The organism is Streptosporangium sp. NPDC020072 (genome assembly GCF_040631445.1).
GTDB lineage: Bacteria > Actinomycetota > Actinomycetes > Streptosporangiales > Streptosporangiaceae > Streptosporangium.
The window spans coordinates 270543-289659 of the sequence record NZ_JBEYAB010000010.1 but is presented as its reverse complement, the minus strand read 5'-3'; the positions used below and the strand labels follow the sequence as shown (position 1 = coordinate 289659).

The window sequence follows — 19117 nt, the reverse complement described above, 5'->3', positions numbered from 1 at the left end:
CGCCCCCGCCGCCCTATCGCCGGAGTGTGTTTGGCGGGTCGCACCCTGCCGTCCCCGGCACCCCTCAGGGCGGTGCGGGAGCCGTACGGGCCCGGCGGACGGCGAATCCGGCCGTCACCAGGCAGGCGGTCGCGCAGAGCGCGGCGGCCGCGGCGACCCCGCCGTTGAGGGCGATCCCGCGCCGGTCACGCCGGATCACCTGGACCGGCCCGGCCGCCGCGCCCATCGGCAGGGCGGGATCGTGGACGCCGTCCCCTCCCGCGGTCAGGGTGTGGCGGGAGATCCTCGCGGCCTCGGCCAGCGCGCGGGGGGCGTTGACCACGCCGAAGCCCATGCCGGTGTCGTAGCCTCCGCTGGGCCGCCTGGTCGCCCCCTTGGTCAGGGCCTGCGCGACCAACGCGGGCGACATTTTCGGATATTTCGCTTTTATCAGGGCGGCGACTCCGGAGACCAACGCGGTCGCCTGGGAGGTTCCCCGGCCGATCCAGTATTCGTTGCCCGGCCCCGCGCCGAGGATGTCCACCCCGGGCGCCGCCACCACGACCGAGGGGTTCCAGTTGGAGAAGGAGGCCCGGCGCAGCCTGCGGTCGGCCGCCGCGACCGAGACCACCCCGGGGAAGGCCGCCGGATAGGAGTAGGGGGCGTAGCCGGTCGCCTCCGGCCTGCCCGCTCCCTCGTTGCCCGCCGCGGCGACGAGTACGACCCCCCTGGAGATCGCGTAGCGGACCGCCGCCCGCTCCTCCCTGGTCGCCAGTTCCTTCGAGATCGACATGTTGATCACGTCGGCGCCGTGGTCGACGGCGTACCTGATGCCCTTGGCCACCACGTTCTCGAACCGCTCGGCGGTGTTGAAGGTGCGAAAGCCCGGCTCCTCGTCCTCCAGGATCACCCGCACGGACAGGATCCTCGCCTTGGGCGCGACGCCGATCACCCCGCTGCCCCCGCCGGGACCGTGCCCGTGCCCGGCGATGAGCGAGGCCATGTAGGTGCCGTGCAGCCGTGAGGGGGCCACTCCCCGTGGGTTGGCGCCCACGGTGAAGTCCCTGCCCTCGGTGACGGAACCCGCCAGGTCGCGGTGGACGGGATCGACCCCCGAGTCCAGCACCGCGACCAGCGCGCCCGCCCCCTTGGAGACGCGCCAGGCGTCGGCCAGGTCCAGGGTCCGCAGCACCTGCCGCTGGTTGCCCCGCACCTCGTCGGCCCACCCGGCCGGTACGGCGGGCACCAGCCAGAGCCCGGTCAGCGCGAGCGCCGCAACCGCCCGCCGTATCCTCAGCACCGCCACCGTCCAGCAGACTCGGAGCCGCAGTCGGGGCGTTCCGGCGTCGCGAGCCCGGCGAGGATCCGGTCGGCGATGTCCCCGGTGAAGGCGAAGATCGTCGGCCGCTGCTCCCCCACGGCCTTGCCCGGCCTGCCGTCCACCTGGCCGACCGTGGTCATCACCACGTACGGCCCCGCCTGCCGTACCAGGCCGCGCTGCCTGCCGACGGCGGTGAAGCGGTCGGTGACCGTACCGGGGAAGCCGAGGGCCAGCAGGCCCGGGGAGGGGCGGCCGGTCCTGGGCAGCGCGGCCTTGGCCCTCGCCGCCTCCCGCTCCCCCGCGAACGCCACGACGCCGACGGTGACGACGACTCCCTGGAGCGCGTCGATGTAGGTGGCGCGCAGCACCCCCCGGCATCCCGTACGACGCAGCGCCTCACGCAGCCCGGGGTCGACGGCCCGGTCGCAGCGGGTCTCCGGGGAGATGCCCACCCGGTGCGCCTGCTCCCTGCCACCCTGTTCGGCGGCGTAACCGACGGTCTCGGGGAAGATCCGCCCGGCGGGCCAGGCCCGCCAGCGGCCCGCGGTCTCGGCGGCGACGGCGCGGTCGAGCTCCGCCCTGGAAGGGCCCCTGGTCAGCTCGGTCACCGCGGCGCCCGCCGTGACCGCCGCCACGGCCGCGCAGGCCAGCGCCAGCGTGGACGCCATGATCAGCGTCATCCACGCGCGCCTGCGCTGACCTGGGACTTCGTTCACATTCTCGACCTTAAACCGGCCTCTAGGGATCTCACCCGCTCTATCCCCAAATAACGGACGCCTCATGACAACGGATGTCCGTGACAACACACGCCCCACGGAGCTAGGCTCCGCGGGGCGTGAGGTACGGCCGTGACTAGTAGGTCGGCAGGCTGGGGTCCACAGACTTGATCCAGCTCAGCACACCACCGCCGACGTGGACGGCGTCGGAGAAACCGGCGTTCTTGACGATCGCCAGCACCTCGGCCGAACGCGCGCCGGACTTGCAGTGCAGCACGATGCGCTTGTCCTGCGGGAGCCGCTCCAGCGCGGAGCCGTTGGTGAACTCACCCTTGGGGATGAGCACGGCGCCGGGGATGGAGACGATCTCGTACTCGTTCGGCTCGCGGACGTCGATCACGTAGATGTTCTCGTCCGCGTCCTGCATGGCCTTGAGGTCGGTCGCGGTGATCGTGGAGCCGGAGGCCGCGTCCTGGGCCTCCTGGGAGACCGCGCCGCAGAACGCCTCGTAGTCGTCCAGGAGCTGGGTGACCGTCGGGTTCTTGCCGCAGAGCACGCACTCGGGGTCCTTGCGAACCTTGACCGAGCGGTAGGTCATCTCCAGGGCGTCGTAGATCATCAGACGGCCGACCAGGGGCTCGCCGATGCCCGCGAGGAGCTTGATGGCCTCGTTGACCTGGATGGAGCCGATCGAGGCGCACAGCACGCCGAGCACGCCGCCCTCGGCGCACGAGGGCACCATGCCGGGGGGCGGGGGCTCGGGGTAGAGGCAGCGGTAGCAGGGACCGTGCTCGGCCCAGAACACGCTGGCCTGCCCGTCGAAGCGGTAGATCGAGCCCCAGACGTACGGCTTGCCGAGCAGGACGGCCGCGTCGTTCACCATGTAGCGGGTGGCGAAGTTGTCGGTGCCGTCCACGATCAGGTCGTAGCCGGAGAAGATCTCCATGATGTTGTCGGTGGTCAGCGCCACGTTGTGGACGATCACGTCGATCAGGGGGTTGATCTCCCTGACGCTGGCCGCGGCGCTCTCGGCCTTCAGCCTGCCGATGTCGGACTGGCCGTGGATGACCTGGCGCTGGAGGTTGGACTCGTCGACGACGTCGAAGTCGACGACGCCGAGGGTGCCCACGCCCGCGGCGGCGAGGTACAGCAGAGTGGGAGATCCCAGGCCGCCCGCGCCCACACAGAGCACCTTGGCGTTCTTCAGGCGCTTCTGCCCTGCCATACCCACGTCGGGGATGATCAGATGGCGCGAGTAGCGACGCACCTCATCGACGGTCAGCTCGGCTGCCGGCTCTACCAAGGGTGGCAACGACACAGTTCTACTCCCGTTTCAGGGGGTTTTGACGATACGGCTGGCACAGCACGCACCATTCACAACCTAACCGGATGCTCCTGTCATTCCCCAATCGGGACAGGTGTGGACTCGGAGATGAGCCTGCGGGCCTCACGGGCGACCCTGCCGGGCACCTCCATCTGCGCCACGTGTCCGGCGTCGGGCAGCAGCACCAGCCTGACGTGCGGGAAGGCCCGGCCCGCGCGGACGGCCATGCGAGGGTGCACCAGCCGGTCGCGCCTGCCGTGGATGACCAGCGTGGGCGCGGCCACCAGGGCCGCCTGACGCCACAGGTTCTCCTCACCCCGCCTGAAGTACTCGGCGACGATCCCCCTGGCGTAGCCCGTCAGGACACCCGCCGAGTACGGCAGGCCGTCCCTGCGCCGCAGTTCCTCGGCCGCCTCCTTCAGCCGGTCGGGGTGGAGCCGACCGAAGTCGGCGTAGCACATGGACATCGTCATCGTGATCCTGCGCTCCGCGGGCAGCATGCGCATCCGGCCCACGGCCCACTCCCCGACCTTCGGCACACTCGACAGGGCCACACGTGCCGGGCCGTACCGGGGCAGCAGGTCGGGCAGGGCCGGGGAGACGAGGGTGAGCGAGCGGACCAGGTCGGGCCTGGTCGCGGCGACGCGCACCGAGACCGCCCCGCCGAGGGAGTTGCCGAACAGGTGGACCGGGGTGTCGGAGACGCGCTCGATCAGCGCGATGACGGCCCGGGCGTGGGCGGCGACGGAGTAGTCGCCGCCCGGCGGCTCCGGTGAGTGCCCGGCGCCGGGCAGGTCCAGCGCGTATCCCCTGACCACGTCGGACAACTCACCCATCAGGTCGGTCCAGTTGGTCGCCGAGCCCGCCAGGCCGTGCACGTAGACGGCGCTCTCCTTGGGCCCCGGCGGGGTCGAGCGCACGTGGACACGTCCGTCCCATCCGTTCTCCGCCAGGTCGACCAGCTCTCCGGGCCAGCTCGGAATCGGCTCGCTTCCCACGACTTCCCCCCTCGTTCGCCTTCCGTTTCGACGATAGCTCCCCGCCGTACAGCGTGGGCACAAAAGCGACATTAAAGACTTATCGCATCAAAACAATTAATAAGAGTCCAACGCCGTCAATAGAGAGATAAGGAGACAGTAAAAGCCACCGATCGCCGTTTGGTAGGCGAGATGCACGGAAATACAAGACTGCGAAGGATGACCGATTAACAGTCATCCGGGGCATTTTCCGACCAGTGTGGAAAATGCCCAAAGAGTGGGGGCAACCGATCCTTTCAAGGGGGAAACGAAATGCCCAAGTTCAAGAGCATTCTCACGGGACTCGCGCTCAGCACCGCCCTGTCGGGCGGGCTCGTCGCGATGAGTGCCGCGACCTCGACCGCCGAGGCCTCCGTGGTTCCGGCCTTCCAGACCAGCGTCGGCTTCACCACCGGCGGCTGCGGATGGGGCTGGGGCCGTCGCTGGGGTGGCTGGGGCCACCGCGGCTGGGGCTGCGGCTGGAGGCGTCACCACCACCGTAGGCTCGTCATCATCAACACCAACAACGTCGGCGCCGGCGGTGGCGGCGGCGGTGGCGGTGGCGCTGCCCGCAACGCCAACGACAACGACAACGACAACGACAGGCGCGGGCTGCTCGGGGCACGCTAACCCCGCAGACGGCTGACCGCCGGGCCGGCGCGCCACGTGAACGTGACACGAGGCCGAGTCACGTGACCGGGCGCGACCGGCTCCGGCGGCCGCCGAAACTCCCGCCCACGGCGAATGGGTGTGGTGTCCGCCTTCTCCTCCGAATACGCGGGGAAATGACGCGGACATCCGGGAGTGAACCAATCGATTCGCCTTTCAGATAGACGCGAAGCACGGTTCTTCGTGGAGACCGGCGAGGGCCCCGGGGATTCTCGAATCTCCGGGGTCCTCATCGCGCCCGCCTTTCCGCTGGGCGTTCTCACGCGAGGCTCACGCCGTGCCCCGTGTCTCCTCACCGGACGCCGCAGGGCGCCTCCGCCCGCCTTCCCCGGGGGCGGGACGCCTCCGCTTGGCGGCCTCGACACTGGCCCGCAGCGCGGCCATCAGATCGGCCGTCGGGCCCGGCTCCGGCGGCGGGCCCACGGAGACGACCTCCCTGCCCGCGACCTTCGCCTCGATGACCTCCTGCAGCGCCCTGCGGTAGGCGTCGTGGTGGCGCGAGGGGTCGAAGTCGGCCGTCATGCTCTCGACCAGCGACTCGGCCATCCGCAGCTCCTGCGGCCTGACCTCGGGCTCCTCCTCCAGGAAGGCGAAGTCGGCCGGGCGCACCTCGTCGGGCCAGAGCATGGTCTCCAGCACCAGGACCCCCTCCCTGACCCGCAGCGTCGCGAGCGACTCACGCTGCCGCAGCGCGACCTTCGCGATCCCCACCCGCCCCGAGCGCCCCAGCGCCTCCCGCAACAGGACGTACGGCCCGGCGGCCCCCTCGTCCGGCTCCAGGTAGTAGGCCCTGCCGAGCAGGACCGGGTCGATCTGCTCCGCCGGGGCGAACTGCAGGACCTCGATCCGGTGCGCCGTGGACAACGGCAGGTCCTCGAAGTCCTCCCCCTCCAGTACGACCACCTCACCGGTCGGCAGTTCGTAGCCCTTGGCCACCTCGGCGTAGGGGACCTCCTGCTCGCAGGCCTCGCAGAACCTGCGGAGCCTGATCCGGCCCGCGTCCTCCCGGTGCACCAGGTTGAAGGTGACGTTCCGCTGTTCGGTCGCGGCGTACATCCTGACCGGGATCGTCACCAGACCGAACGAGACCGCGCCGTTCCAGATGCTCCGCATGGCGTCTCCCTGGATAGGGGCTTTCCCCAAGTCTCGCACGCGTGTTCGGAGACGTCACAGGACGAAGGCGAACACCCGCTCACGGGACCGGGCACATCCGAGGCCGTACGCTGACGATGTCCGGCCATGTCCGGTATTCCCCAGAGAACGGGGAAGGTGTCCACCGAGGAATCCGGAGAGCCAGGGAGAGCAACGGGAGGGCAGATGTCAGAGATGGACGTTCACGGCGAAGGCGCGCAGGACGAGCCGCAGGAGCCTTTCAGCGAGGAACTCGACATCGAGGCGCCCGAGGCGGACGCCGTGGAACAGCAGCGCCCGGCACGCGAGGAGGACTCCCCGACCTGGCCCGACCACATCCCCCAGGAGGCCGACACGGCGGACACCACGGAACAGAGCCGTGCTGTTGATCTTGATGAGGACGATTATCGCTGACGTGGATTACCCGCGCGTAGGATGAGCGAGACAGCATGAGACCCCGCGAGGAGACCGCCGTGACGACTACCCCGGACGCCAAGCCCCGGGGCACCCGGCTGCCCCGGCTGGCCCGCCGCCGCCAGTTGCTGAACGCGGCCCAGGAGGTCTTCGTCGAGAACGGCTACCACGCGGCGGCGATGGACGAGATCGCCGAGCGCGCCGGGGTGAGCAAACCGGTTCTCTACCAGCACTTCCCCGGCAAGCAGGAGCTCTATCTGGCCCTGCTCGACCTGCACGTCGACGACATGATCGCCCGCTGCCGCGACGCCCTGGCCTCGACCACGGACAACAAGCAGCGCGTCCAGGCCGCGATCGGCGCCTTCTTCGACTTCGTCTCCGGCCAGGGTGAGGCCTTCCGGCTGGTCTTCGAGTCCGACCTGCGCAACATCGCCCCCGTCCGCCAGCGCATGGAGCGCAACCTCCGCGAGAGCGCCGAGATGATCAGCCAGGTCATCCAGGAGGACACCGGCTGCTCAAGCGACGAGGCCCGCCTGCTCGGCGTCGGCCTGGTCGGCATGGCCGAGGTCAGCGCGCGCTACTGGATCAGCAGCACCGGCTCCATCCCGAAGGACGCCGCGACCCAGCTCATCGCCCGCCTGGCCTGGCGTGGCATCTCCGGTTTTCCGAGGACCGCCGACCACTGATCCGGCTGTTCGCTTGACGCGATCAGCCCGCATGTCGTGCCTCCGATGGGGCGACCATGGGACGAGCAACCCTCGTCGAAAGGGAGCAACATGGAAATCAAGATCGGCGTGCGCTCGGTGCACCGCGAACTCGTGGTCGAGACGGACCTGACGGCCGAGCAGGTCGAGGAGGAGCTCGGCAAGGCGCTCGCCGCCGACCGCGGGATCTTCTCCCTCACCGACAGCAAAGGTCGCAGGGTCCTCGTCCCCATCACCTCACTCGGTTTCGTCGAGATCGGCGAGGAGGAGGCACGCCCCGTCGGCTTCGGCGGCACCCTCTGACAGACCCGGTACGGCTCGCGCCAGGCCGTGACGCCGGTCGTGAGACCGGCGCACCGGTCCTGGCGCGACCCGTCACCGAGCCCTGGGCGATTCCGGCGCCGGCGGAGACGAGACGTCCCGCACCGGCGTCGGCGGACGCCTCAGTGCGGTCTCAGCACTCCCCGGGGCACTCTCCCCTCTCTCCGAGTCCGCACCCGCGCGGACGGCGGGCCCTTCTTGCGGAATGGCCCTCCGAAGGGGCCGCCGGACAGTCGGCGCCTCCCCTTCGCAGCACCGGACGTGACGTCCAGGGGTTCGGTCCACATCTCGTTAGGAAACTGCCATAGCGGCGCGAGGCCCTCATGTCTCGCACGGTACAACCGTTTGGCGCCTCGACGCGTGGTCTCGCCGGGCGCCTTTTCCTCCCGCACCCCACATCTGGCCCGGCGTTCCGCCCGATGGCGCTTTCGCCCGGCGCCGCCCCCGACGCCGGGAGGCGCTCACGGACCGGGGGTCAGGCCGAGGGCGGCCATCCGCCCGCCGTGCGCCTCGGTCAGCCTGCCGAACATCCGGGTGATGTCCTCCCCGGCCGCCTCGACCAGCAACGCCGCCAGCTCGGGGCGCGCGGCCACCACGTGCTGTCCCTGGCTCAGGGCCTCACCGACCAGCCGCCTGGCCCACAGGGCGAGCCGCCCCGCCTGCCTGTGGTCCTGCCTGATCGCCGCACCGACACGGTCCACCGCGAACTGGGAACGACCCTCGTCGACGAGCACCTCCTCGACCAGTTCCCGCGTCTTGTCGTCGACGTGGGCGGCGGCCTCCCGGTAGAAGTCGAGCGCGATCCCCGTGCCGACATAGGCCTTGACCAGCGCCTCAAGCCAGTCGGAGGGCGTGGTCTGGGCATGCCAGTCGTCCAGGGGCCGCACGAAGGGCTCCATCGCCTCCTCCGGATCGACCCCGAGCGAGGCTATCCGGTCACGCAGAAGACGGAAATGGGCGTACTCGGTCGCGGCGAGGTCGCTGAGCGCGGCCCGGTCGGTCAGTGTCGGGGCGTGTCTCGCGGCGTCTTCGGCGAGCCTGAGGAACGCGGTCAACTCGGCGTAGGCGAGCACTCCGAGCAGGTCGGGGACGCCAGGAGGGGAATCACTCATGCAGGAAGCCTATGAGTTGCGGCGCCTGCCCTTTCAGCTGGAATACGAAGAAATCGGCTGCACGTTGTGGTATCGAGTACACTACTGTGTGAAAGTGCGACCGCCCTGTGTTAATCCAGGAGACCTGCTCCTGGACGCCCCCAAGTCGGCATGACGCCGCAGCGGTCGCTGATGACATTGAGAGGGCTAGCCCTTCCGCGAGGACACGGCACGGGGAACCTTTGCGCCCGTGGTCCCGGCAGGACTGCCTTCAACGGAGATTAGGCAGGCCAAGCTGACGACGTTCCGAGACCTCGGAGTCACACCAGAGATCGCTGACGCCCTTGAGACCGAGGGCATCACCGCACCGTTCCCGATCCAGGAAATGGCCCTTCCCCTGGCCCTGACCGGCCAGGACATCATCGGCCAGGCCCGCACGGGTACCGGCAAGACCTACGCCTTCGGCGTGGCGATGCTGCAACGTGTCGGCAAGCCGAGGAAGAACCGAAAGAAGCCGCGCGGGCTGATCGTCGTGCCCACCCGTGAGCTGGCCATCCAGGTCACCGAAGACCTGGTCACGGCCGCGGGCAAGCTCGGCTCCCGCATCCTCACCGTGTACGGCGGACGCGCCTACGAGCCCCAGATCGAGGCGCTCAAGCAGGGCGTCGACGTGATCGTCGGCACCCCGGGCCGCCTGCTCGACCTGGTCAAGCAGAAGCACCTCGACCTCGGCCAGATCGACGCGCTCGTCCTCGACGAGGCCGACCGCATGCTCGACCTGGGCTTCCTGCCCGACATCGAGCGCATCATCAAGCTCGTCCCGGCCAAGCGGCAGACGATGCTGTTCTCCGCGACGCTGCCCGGCGAGATCGTCGCGCTGTCACGGCGCTACCTCAACCGCCCGACGCACGTGCGCGCGGAGAACAACGACGCCGAGGCCGAGGCGACGCCGCAGACCACCCAGTTCGTCTGGCGCGTGCACCGGATGGACAAGATCGAGATCCTGGGCCGCCTGCTCCAGTGCGAGGGCCGGGGTCTCACGATGATCTTCTGTGAGACCAAGCGCGCCTGCGACATGGTCGTCGAACAGCTCAAGGAGCGCGGGTTCGCCGCGGCGGCCGTACACGGCGACCTGGGCCAGGGCCAGCGCGAGCAGGCGCTGCGCGCCTTCAGGAACGGCAAGATCGACGTCCTGGTCGCGACCGACGTCGCGGCGCGGGGCATCGACGTCGACGACGTCACCCACGTCGTCAACTACGACTGCCCGCAGGACGAGAAGGCCTACGTGCACCGCATCGGCCGTACCGGCCGGGCGGGTAAGACCGGCGTCGCGGTGACCTTCGTCGAGTGGGAGGACCTCACTCGCTGGAAGGTCATCAACAACGCGCTCTCGCTCGACTTCGCCGAGCCCGTCGAGACCTACTCGACCTCACCGCACATCTTCACCGAGCTGGGCATCCCCGAGGGCACCAAGGGTGTGCTGCCGCACGCCAACCGCTCCAGGGCGGGCCTGGCGGCGGAAGAGGTCGAAGATCTCGGAGAGACGGGCCGGACCCGCTCACGCGGCCGCAGGGGCCGTGAGGAGGAGCGGGAGGAGCGCCGTGAGCGCCCCGCCCGCACCAGGGAGAGGCGCCGCACCCGCGGTGGCCGTACCGGCGCGGAGGCGGCCGAGTCCGCGGGGGCCCAGGAGTCCCGGCCGGCCGTCGCCGAGGCACAGCACGAGGAGTCCGGGCGCCGCCGCTCGCGGGGGGACCGTGTCTCCGAGGAGACCCAGGCGCCGCTCGCGGCGCGGAGGGTCGAGAGCCCGATCGTCGAACCCGCCGAGCTGGAGGTGGACGTGGATGTGACGCCCCGCAAGGACATCCGTGACGACCGGCCCGCCGAGACCGCGTCCCGCAGGGGCCGCAACCGGAGGGCAGGCCTGAACCCCGAGGTGAGTCTCACCGACGAGGGTCCCGGTGGGGAGGCCGCCGAGGCTCCGCTGTGGGACGACGAGCAGGACTGGGAGGACGAGGCGCCCGCGCCGCGCCCCCAGCCGGAGAAGATCATCCCGCCCAGCCCGTTCGCGGTGATCTTCCAGTCTCCCGACCTGGCCACCGACGACGACGAGATCGCGCCGTCCGCCGCCTCCGAGCGGGCGCAGAGCCGCCGCCGTCCGCAGGTCAGGGGCCAGCAGCGGGGTCCCCGCCGCCAGGGCTAGCCGTACCGGTGTGACGAGGGGCGCGACCGCGAGGTGGCGCCCCTTTGCCGCATCTCGGCACGTCCGGCCTCGGGGCGCGGAGACATGTCACCAAGAGAGGTATCGTGGGGCCACGTGAGTACGCCGCGTTTTCTGACCCTGCCTCCAGGCGTCCGTGCCCGTCGGCTGGAGACTGCGGCCGGCACGTTCGCCGCGCTGGAGGCGTTGCCGGTCAGCGGCATCGCCGAACGCATGCCCGCCCTGCTGGTTCCCGGTCTCACCGGCAGCAAGGAGGACTTCCTCGCGGTTCTTCAGACGCTCGCCCAGTCGGGCCGTCAGGTCGTCGCGATCGACATGCGGGGGCAGTTCGAGACGGGCGGCCCCGACGACCCGTCGGCCTACACGTGCGCGGCGCTGGGCAACGACGTCGACGCGCTGGCGCAGCTGATCGGCAGGGGTGAGCCCGTCCACCTGGTCGGGCACTCCTTCGGCGGCCTGGTCACCCGGGAGGCGGTCATCGACGGCCGCACCAAGTTCGCCTCCTACACGATGATGAGCACCGGCCCCGCCGCGATCGTCGGCCCCAGAGAGCAGGTGGGCCGGGAGATGCTGACCAGGGCCCCCGAGGTGGGGCTCGAACGGATGTGGGACGCCCACCTTGAGCCGGAGGCCCTGTCCGCCGGGGTGCCCGACGAGATCGTGGCCTTCCTGCGCAAGCGTTTCTTCGCCAACTCCCCGGTCGGGATGTCCGTGATGACCAAGGAGATCCTCGCGGCACGTGACCGCTGTGACGAGCTCAACCAGGTGGACGTGGCGACCCTGGTGCTGTTCGGCGAGCACGACGACGGCTGGCCGCCGATGGCACAGTCGGAGATGGCCGACCGGCTGAACGCCGACTGCGTCGTCGTGCCCGGCGCGGCCCACTCTCCCGCGGTCGAGGCCCCGGAGACGACGGCGGCGGCGCTCATCCGCTTCTGGACCGCCGCCGAGGCGAACCTGCGCAGCTGAACCGCGTTCCTCAGGGGTTCGGGCCGACCGCCTGTCGCGGCGGGGTGAGCCGTTCCGGCCGCCGGTAGACCAGCTCCCCGTCCCCCGCCGACTCGACCAGCTCGGTGATCAGGTGGTGGTCGGGTGAGAGCCCGCACGCCGGGTCCGTACGGCTCGCGTCCCCGGTGAGCGCGTAGGCCTGGCAGCGGCAACCGCCGAAGTCCACCTCCTTGCGCGGGCAACCGGCGCACGGCCCGCTCATCCACTCCGTGCCCCGGTAGGCCTCGAAGGCCGCCGAACGCCGCCAGATCCACTCAAGCGAGTGATTCCTGACGTTGGGGAACTCCAGTGGCAGGTCGTAGGAGGCCGGGCAGGGCAGCACCGATCCGTCAGGGCCGACGGTCAGCGAGATCGCCCCCCAGCCACCCATGCAGGGCTTGGGCACCCCGTCGAAGTAGTCGGGGACGACCCAGATCAGTTCGACGCCCTCGACCCGCTCGCGCAGCCGTTCCACGGTCTCCTTGGCCCGGGTGAGCTGCTCGCGCGTGGGCAGCAGCGCGCGCCGGTTGCGCAGCGCCCAACCGTAGAACTGGGTGTTGGCCAGCTCGACCCGCTCGGCGCCCCAGGAGGCGGCCAGTTCGACGATGCCCTCGATGGAGTCGAGGTTGCGCCGGTGGAGGACGACGTTGAGCCCGAGCGGAAGCCCCGTCTCGCGCACCAGGGCCGCCGCGCGCTCCTTCGCGGCGAAGGAGCGGGTCCCGGCGATGAGGTCGGAGGCCGCGGCCGTCGAGTCCTGCACCGAGAGCTGGACGCTGTGCAGCCCCGCCTCGACCAGCCGGGCGAGCCGGTCCTCGTCGAGCCCGACGCCGCTGGTCACCAGCTGGGTGTAGACGCCGTTGCGCGCCGCGGCGGCGGTGATCTCCTCAAGGTCGGCGCGCAGCAGCGGTTCGCCGCCGGACAGGTGCGCGTGGACCACCCCGAGCGCGGCGGCCTCCTCGAAGACCCGCACCCAGTCGGCGGTGGCCAGCTCCCGGGAGCGCGGGATGAGCCCGACCGGGTTGGAGCAGTAGGGGCAGTGCAGCGGGCAGCCGTGGGTGAGCTCGGCCAGCATGGCCCACGGCGGCGCGGGCCCGTCGCCCGTCTCACTCATCGCACCCACCCCTCCGTACGCACCCGGCTGAGAAACTCGGTGACGTCGTCGGCCACCGGCGCCCCGGGGAAGTCCGCGCTCAGCCGCTCGACGATCTCCGCCACGGTCCTGACCCCGTCGCACAGCCGCAGTACGGCGACCGCCCCGCCCTCAAGCAGCACGATCCGCTCGGGCATGACCAGCAGGTCGGCCCGCCGTACGGCGTCGTGCCGCAGGATGATCCCGGAGCCGAGGCGGGGCCGCCAGTCGGCCTGGGGCACGGTCTCCGCCCCCGGGGAGGGGGCCTCGGCGGCCGTCACGCCTGGTCCACCGCGTCGAGCAGCGCCCACAGCACGTCGCACTTGCGGGAGAGCGCGGCCACGGCCCGCTCCTGCTCGGCCCGTCCCCTGGCCCACTCCAGGACCATTTCGAGGGCCTCCCCGCTGTCCTGCCGTCCCTGGCTGATCCTGCCCCTGAAGTACTGCAGGCCCTCGGAGTCGATCCAGGTGTAGTGCCGCTCGAAGGCCTCGATCCTGGTCCGCATGATGTCGGGGGCGAACAGCTCGGTCAGCGACGCGGCGACGGCCTCAAGCGGCGTCCCCAGCCTGCACAGGTTCACGTACGCCTCGACGGCGAACCGCACGCCGGGCAGGACGCCCTCCCCGGACAGCAGGTCCTTGCGGTCCAGGCCCGCGGCCTCTCCCAGGCGCAGCCAGCGCTCGATGCCGCCCTCGCCCGCGCGCCTTCCGTCGTGGTCCTGGATGCGGCGGATCCACATGCGGCGCAGTTCCGGCGCCTCCAGCTTGGCGAGGATGAGCGCGTCCTTGATCGGAATGTGCCGCTGGTAGTGGAAACGGTTGAGAATCCACCGGCGGATCTCCTCCGGCGACAGCTCCCCGGCGTGCATGCGCACGTTGAAGGGGTGGCGGTTGTGGTATCGCGCCTCGGGCACGGCCCGCAGACGGGACTCGAACTCGGCGGGGGTCCAGGATTCGGCGTTCACAGCTCGATCACCATTCCGTCGGCGGCCACCTCGACGCCCAGTTCGGCCAGCCTCTTGTGCTGGGGCGCGTCCGGGTCGACGAGGGGGTTGGTGTTGTTCAGATGCGTGTACAGGCACCGGCCGGGCAGCCGGGACAGTCGCTCCGCCGTCGCCTCGACGGGCAGGTGGCCCATCTCGGTCGCGGTGCGCGAGGAGATCCCGGTACGGCGGGGCTCCTCGTCGTCCCAGAAGGTGCCGTCGACGATCACACAGTCGGCCTCGGCCATCGCCGCCTCAAGCTCGGGCGACCAGACGCCGAAGGCCGGGGCGTACAGGCACGTCCCGCCACTCGCCCGGTCGGTGAAGCGCAGCGCGACCACCCAGTCGGGAGCCGCCGCCTCGTCCGAGGCGTAGCGGGGGCGTTTCCCGGAGACCGGGACCGCCTGGACACCGACGTCCTCGGCGAGCGCGACCTCGCCGTCCGCCGTCAGGTCACGCCAGCGCAGGTCGGCGTACGGGGAGAGCACCTCAGACAGCCTCAGCCCACCGGTGAGCGCCCGGCGGACCGTGGGGGTGGCGACGATCTCCAGTTCGTCGGCCTCGCGCAGCCGGAACAGCCCCAGTGTGTGGTCGAGTTCGGCGTCGGTGAGGACCACGCGCATGACGCGTGTCCGCTCCGTGGGCGTACCGCCGGAACGCAGTGTCTCGACGTGTTCGGCGATGTCGGGGGTCGCGTTGACGATGTGGTCCTCGACGGCCAGCGACGCGTGGGTGCGCCGCCAGGCCGGGTTGGTGCGTGCCCCGGTACACCCGGGGCACGCACAGTTCCACTGGGGGACGCCACCGCCTGCGGCGGTTCCCAGAATTCGCAGTCGCATGGCGTGAACCCCCGTCCGGTTACCTGGTGGCCAGGAAGTACGCCGTCATCTCCATCGACGCCTCGACGACCTGGTAACCGGGCTTGTGCCAGGTGGCCTTCTCGCCTTGGCGCTCCGTGGTCTCGACCATGAGAGTGCACCGCCTTCCATGTGACGCGTGGGTTTTGGGTCACAACCGTTATGACCCGATATCAGTGCTTTCGTCAATGGTTGGCGGCAATTACGTCGGACCTATTTTCTGTTATTGGCCCCAAATATAATAATCTACCACTTTTGATACATATTTCATCGGATCAATCCGGGGCACAACACGACAGAAGCCCTGAGATACTCATGCACTGAACGCCAAATTCCGGACACCCGCGCCCCAGTCATCACCCGCCCCCGGAACCTCGTCTCAAGGGGCGCTCAGGCGTGCCGTAAGGGTCGCTCTGAGACCTGTGGAGATGCTTCGAGAACGCCTCAGTCGTCGCCGAGGCCGTCCCACGGCTGACGGCCGTCGGCGGCCCGCTGTCCCTCCGGGCAGTGCGCGCGAAAATCACACCAGGAGCAGAGCGGGCCCGTCCTGGGCGGGAAAACCTCGTCGATCCGAGGTGGTACTGCGGGCGGCGTGCGCCCCGCGGCGGCCGTACGGGAACCTCGGGGGGCCTCGCCCGCCCAGGCCCGGTAGGCCTCGTCCGCCTCCGACGCCTCGACCGCGATCGCCTCGGCACGCCCGATGTGCCGGGCCAGGGACTCCTCGGAGTGCTCCCACTCCACGATCGAGCCCGTCGGCAGATGGTGCAGCTCCACCCGGTGGCAGGGACGGCGCATCATCCGGGAGGAGGCGACGGCGTAGACGGCCAGCGCCAGCGAGGAACGCGCGTCGTCCTCGGTCAGCGGGCGGCGGCCCGTCTTGTAGTCCACGACGACCAGTTCGTCACCGCGCCGGTCGAGCCGGTCGACCCGCCCTGAGACGGCGATGACGGACGTCCTGGTGGCGACCGTACGCTCGACCCCGACCGGCTCGTCAGCGGGGTCCAGCGAGGCGGCGTAGCCCATGACCATCTCACGGGCCCGCGCACGCCACGCCGCCGACTGGGCGGCGTCGCGGAACCCCTCGCCGATCCAGCCGTTGTTCAGCAGGACACCCGCCATCACGGGCGTGCGCCGCTCGTACGGCTCCCGCCACCACCCGGCCAGCGCGTTGTGCACGCTGACGCCGACGCTGTTGTGCGCCCACGGCGGACCCTTCTGCGGCGCCGGCCGGTCCAGGTAGGTGAACCGGTAACGCCTCGGGCAGTCCAGCCAGGTGTTCAACCGCGACGGCGTGCACGAGTACAGCCGCCGCGGCATGCCCTCCAGGGGCAGCTGGTCCATGAAAGGACTACTCGTCGTTCAGGTTGATCCGGATGCCCGCGGCCCTGGTGCCGTCGGTGAGCGGCCCTTCCTTCTCCTCGACCGTGCCGCGGGTCAGCGAACCGGAGAGCCAGGCGTCGAACTGCGGCTCCAGGTCGCCGATCGTGGACTCCTCGCCGTGCGCGGGCAGCACCCGGGTGCGGTGCGGCAGCGTGAACAGCCTGCCGCCGATCGCGGTGAGCTGGTCGGCCAGCGCGGGATACTCCCCGCCGATCCTGCCGGGACCGTCGGCCTGCAGCGTCTTGCCGCTGAAGACCGCGTCGAGCGTCTCGCAGTACAGCGAGACCCCGCCCTGCGAGACACCGGGCGTCGAGAGGACCTCAAGCTGGACGCCCGCGACGCCGAACAGCCCCTCGTCCTCCATCTCGATGTCCGGCCACGTCTCCGACCAGGTCAGCCGCCACAGCGGCCGGTCCTTCGGGTGGAGCGCGACCACGGCCTCGTCACGGGCCGCCACCTCGATGGCCGCACCCACGTGGTCGGGCAGACCATGGGTGCAGACGACCGCCAGCACCTCCCGCTCGCCGACCTTCTCCAGGATCGCCTCCGCGTCACGCGCGGGGTCGATGACGATGACCTCCTCATCGTCACCCACGATCCAGGTGTTGTTCTCGACCTTGTGCTCGACGCCGTCGACATCGACGACGCCCTCGGTCACCACTCGCTCGATACGCGCTGTCACGCTTCCGCACTTTACCTGTTTTCTTTGCGACGCCTTCGGCGTCGCGGGTTCGGGCGCTCTGTCTCTTGCTCCGCCTGACGGCGTCGCGGGGTTCGGGCGCTTCGAGCCGACGCTCTGTCTCTTTGCTCCCCCTGGCGGCGTCGCGGGGTTCGGGCGCTTCGAGCCGACGCTTTCCCTCGTCGCTCATCCGCTTCGCTCCTTCGCTCCTCAGTCCAAGCGCCGGCGCGCCCGAACCGAAACCCCTCCCACACGACACCGGTAAGGCAAAGGCCAAGCCCTCACACGTGGCGCCGGAAGACCTGGGCCGAAAAGGCGAAGAAGGGTCTCAGGTGGGGGTGTTCAGGAGGGTGCGGATGGCGGTGATGATCAGTTGTACGGCCAGGGCGGACAGGAGGAGGCCGGAGACCCGGGTGATGAGTTCCACGCCGTTCTCCTTGATCACTCTTATGACGGTGACCGAGAAACGCATGAACACCCACAGCAGGATGTGCACGACGGCGATGGCCAGGGCCAGGGCCAGGATGCCGCCGTCCTTGTGGCCGGCCTGCTGCGCGAAGACGATCGTGGCGACGATCGCGCCCGGCCCGGCGAGCAGTGGGGTGCCGAGCGGGACGAGCGCCACGTTGACGTTGGACCGTACGGCGTTGGCGGGAGGCTCGGTGTCTCCGGTGAGCAGTTGCAGGGCGACCAGCAGAAGCAGGAGGCCACCGGCGATCTGCATGGCCGCCACCTCGACGTGCAGGTATCCCAGGATGGCCTGACCGAAAACGGCGAAGATCACGATGAGGCAGAACGCGACGATGGGGGCCTGCCAGGCGATCCTGCGACGTTCGAGGGCCGTACGACCACCCGTGTAGGCGAGGAAGAGCGGAATGATCCCGGGCGGGTCCATGATCACGAACATCGTGACGAACGCCTCGACGAAGAACTGGACGTCGAACACCCGTTTCCCCTGACCCTCGGTAAGGAACACGCCATGACAGACCAGACGTTCCCGACCCGCAGGGTAGCAAGCATCCCCGTTCTCCTCACTCCACGTAGCCCTCCCGGAATTCGGCCCCCTCAGACCACCCGGTAACGGCCCACCGCCCTCGGGCGGACACGCCTCACCACCTGCCCGAAGAACGACGAGGAGTTCTCCCGGCTCACACAGACGAGCCGCACCGGCCCTCAGACCCCCGGCCCCCACACGGAAAGGAAGAGCGCACGGCCGACCAACAAACCCGAAGCGAAGACTTTGATCTTGGCCCTACCGGTGCCGTGCGTGAGGGGTTTCGGCTTGGGCGCGTCGGTGCTTGGACTGAGGAACGCAGGAGCGAAGCGACGGAGTGACGAGGGAAAGCACCGACGCGCCCAAGCCCCGCGACGCCGAAGGCGGAGCAAAGAGACACAGCGACGAGGGAAGACACCGACCCAGGGCGCCCAAGCCCGCGACGCCGCCAGGCGGCGCAAAGAGACACAACCCGCGACGCCGCCAGGCGGAGCAAAGAAACACAACTAGTTTTCCAGGCGCGGAGAGAAAGCTCCCAGAGGGAGGTCGAGGGTTTGGTCGTGTTCCCTGAGATCTCTCAGGGAGAGTTCGGCGAGGGTCACCAGGTAGCCCGCCTCGCCCGGCCAGACGACCGCCCACAGCCAGTTTCCCAGGGCCTCGCCCGCGTAGACCGCCCGGTCGGGGGCCGCTTCGACGCACCACATGGGCGTGGGATGGCCCATGATCTCGACCTTGGCGTGCGGCGGCCCTTCGCCGAAGCCCTCTCCCGGGTCGGTTCCCGCGATTCCGGCGAACCCGGCGCCGAGTCCCACTCCGGGCTCCTCGGCGATGATCAGCATGTCGGCGGGGCCGTGGGTCAGTGAGGGGCCGGAGATCGCGACCACGGTGCCTCTGACGCCGCTGCGTTCGTCGCCCGCCTCCGCGAAGCCCGTCACCAGCCATCCCTGCGGCAGCGGCCACGGAAGCCAGGCCGGGACCCTGGAGTTTCCGAGGCCCTCGATCGCAGCCTGAGAGGGGCGTTTCGGCGACTGCAACGGCAGGACGTCACCGTGCGGTCCACACCGCCAGGCGCTCGACCAGGCACTGGGCGGGCGGAGGGGGCCGAAACAACGCGGACAAATGGGCTCGGCTCTCACGCCTACCCACGGTGCTTTGTCCACACCCGGTTCGTCAAGGGCGCTTCTCGTTGCGCAGCCGTAATCTTG

At 70.0% G+C, this 19117-nt stretch carries 20 protein-coding genes; 6 read left to right on the top strand and 14 right to left on the bottom strand.

Going from position 1 to position 19117, the window contains the following annotated elements; genetic code table 11:
* Positions 1-64: 64 nt before the first annotated feature.
* The 4 genes from ABZ470_RS25405 to ABZ470_RS25390 all read right to left on the bottom strand — a co-directional run bounded on the left by ABZ470_RS25405 (position 65) and on the right by ABZ470_RS25390 (position 4338).
* Entirely contained in the window at positions 65-1279 is a 1215-nt protein-coding gene (locus ABZ470_RS25405; protein ID WP_362914273.1) for a S8 family serine peptidase, read from the bottom strand.
* Entirely contained in the window at positions 1273-2016 is a 744-nt protein-coding gene (locus ABZ470_RS25400; RefSeq protein ID WP_352016255.1) for a hypothetical protein, read from the bottom strand. Before ABZ470_RS25400 ends, ABZ470_RS25405 begins: the two co-directional genes overlap by 7 nt.
* Before the next feature lie 136 nt (positions 2017-2152).
* Positions 2153-3334, bottom strand: a complete 1182-nt coding sequence (gene moeZ / locus ABZ470_RS25395; protein WP_352016256.1) for an adenylyltransferase/sulfurtransferase MoeZ — start codon at positions 3332-3334, stop codon at positions 2153-2155.
* Between the two features lie 80 nt (positions 3335-3414).
* Complete coding sequence (locus ABZ470_RS25390) at positions 3415-4338, bottom strand: alpha/beta hydrolase (protein ID WP_362914271.1); 924 nt, start codon at positions 4336-4338, stop codon at positions 3415-3417.
* Positions 4339-4629: 291 nt separating this feature from the next.
* On the opposite strand from ABZ470_RS25390, the gene ABZ470_RS25385 reads away from it, so the two are divergent.
* Complete coding sequence (locus ABZ470_RS25385) at positions 4630-4986, top strand: hypothetical protein (RefSeq protein ID WP_362914269.1); 357 nt, start codon at positions 4630-4632, stop codon at positions 4984-4986.
* Positions 4987-5295: 309 nt separating this feature from the next.
* Here ABZ470_RS25385 and ABZ470_RS25380 read toward each other — a convergent pair whose 3' ends face one another.
* A complete protein-coding gene (locus ABZ470_RS25380; RefSeq protein ID WP_352016259.1) occupies positions 5296-6138 on the bottom strand; it encodes a Ku protein in 843 nt (280 codons plus the stop codon).
* A 204-nt stretch (positions 6139-6342) separates the two neighbouring features.
* Here ABZ470_RS25380 and ABZ470_RS25375 point away from each other — a divergent pair, with 204 nt between their 5' ends.
* From ABZ470_RS25375 to ABZ470_RS25365, 3 genes are all read left to right on the top strand, one after another.
* A complete protein-coding gene (locus tag ABZ470_RS25375) occupies positions 6343-6570 on the top strand; it encodes a hypothetical protein (protein ID WP_352016260.1) in 228 nt (75 codons plus the stop codon).
* Positions 6571-6629: 59 nt separating this feature from the next.
* A complete protein-coding gene (locus tag ABZ470_RS25370; protein WP_352016261.1) occupies positions 6630-7256 on the top strand; it encodes a TetR/AcrR family transcriptional regulator in 627 nt (208 codons plus the stop codon).
* A 90-nt stretch (positions 7257-7346) separates the two neighbouring features.
* The gene (locus ABZ470_RS25365; protein ID WP_184718831.1) at positions 7347-7577 is read left to right on the top strand and encodes a DUF3107 domain-containing protein; all 231 of its coding nucleotides are present in this window, start codon (positions 7347-7349) and stop codon (positions 7575-7577) included.
* 479 nt (positions 7578-8056) lie between these two features.
* On the opposite strand, the gene ABZ470_RS25360 is transcribed toward ABZ470_RS25365, so the two are convergent.
* Complete coding sequence (locus ABZ470_RS25360; protein ID WP_362914266.1) at positions 8057-8707, bottom strand: ferritin-like fold-containing protein; 651 nt, start codon at positions 8705-8707, stop codon at positions 8057-8059.
* 364 nt (positions 8708-9071) lie between these two features.
* Here ABZ470_RS25360 and ABZ470_RS25355 point away from each other — a divergent pair, with 364 nt between their 5' ends.
* Both ABZ470_RS25355 and ABZ470_RS25350 read left to right on the top strand, forming a co-directional pair.
* Entirely contained in the window at positions 9072-10886 is a 1815-nt protein-coding gene (locus tag ABZ470_RS25355) for a DEAD/DEAH box helicase (RefSeq protein ID WP_352016263.1), read from the top strand.
* Between the two features lie 114 nt (positions 10887-11000).
* A complete protein-coding gene (locus ABZ470_RS25350; RefSeq protein ID WP_362914264.1) occupies positions 11001-11873 on the top strand; it encodes an alpha/beta hydrolase in 873 nt (290 codons plus the stop codon).
* Between the two features lie 10 nt (positions 11874-11883).
* Here ABZ470_RS25350 and pqqE read toward each other — a convergent pair whose 3' ends face one another.
* From pqqE to ABZ470_RS25310, 8 genes are all read right to left on the bottom strand, one after another.
* Positions 11884-13002, bottom strand: coding sequence for a pyrroloquinoline quinone biosynthesis protein PqqE (gene pqqE, locus ABZ470_RS25345; RefSeq protein ID WP_362914262.1), 1119 nt, complete (start codon positions 13000-13002; stop codon positions 11884-11886).
* Complete coding sequence (gene pqqD, locus ABZ470_RS25340) at positions 12999-13301, bottom strand: pyrroloquinoline quinone biosynthesis peptide chaperone PqqD (RefSeq protein ID WP_352016266.1); 303 nt, start codon at positions 13299-13301, stop codon at positions 12999-13001. Before pqqD ends, pqqE begins: the two co-directional genes overlap by 4 nt.
* On the bottom strand, positions 13298-13984 hold the full coding sequence (gene pqqC / locus ABZ470_RS25335; RefSeq protein ID WP_362914260.1) for a pyrroloquinoline-quinone synthase PqqC: 687 nt from the start codon (positions 13982-13984) through the stop codon (positions 13298-13300). The genes pqqD and pqqC overlap by 4 nt, the downstream gene beginning before the upstream one ends.
* Entirely contained in the window at positions 13981-14841 is an 861-nt protein-coding gene (locus tag ABZ470_RS25330; RefSeq protein WP_362914258.1) for an MBL fold metallo-hydrolase, read from the bottom strand. The genes pqqC and ABZ470_RS25330 overlap by 4 nt, the downstream gene beginning before the upstream one ends.
* A 462-nt stretch (positions 14842-15303) precedes the next feature.
* Entirely contained in the window at positions 15304-16200 is an 897-nt protein-coding gene (locus ABZ470_RS25325) for a PD-(D/E)XK nuclease family protein (protein WP_362914256.1), read from the bottom strand.
* 7 nt (positions 16201-16207) lie between these two features.
* Entirely contained in the window at positions 16208-16921 is a 714-nt protein-coding gene (locus ABZ470_RS25320) for an MBL fold metallo-hydrolase (protein WP_362914254.1), read from the bottom strand.
* A gap of 325 nt (positions 16922-17246) precedes the next feature.
* A complete protein-coding gene (locus ABZ470_RS25315) occupies positions 17247-17864 on the bottom strand; it encodes a MarC family protein (protein ID WP_352016271.1) in 618 nt (205 codons plus the stop codon).
* A gap of 554 nt (positions 17865-18418) precedes the next feature.
* The gene (locus tag ABZ470_RS25310) at positions 18419-19048 is read right to left on the bottom strand and encodes a DUF6758 family protein (RefSeq protein WP_362914252.1); all 630 of its coding nucleotides are present in this window, start codon (positions 19046-19048) and stop codon (positions 18419-18421) included.
* Between the last annotated feature and the right edge of the window lie 69 nt (positions 19049-19117).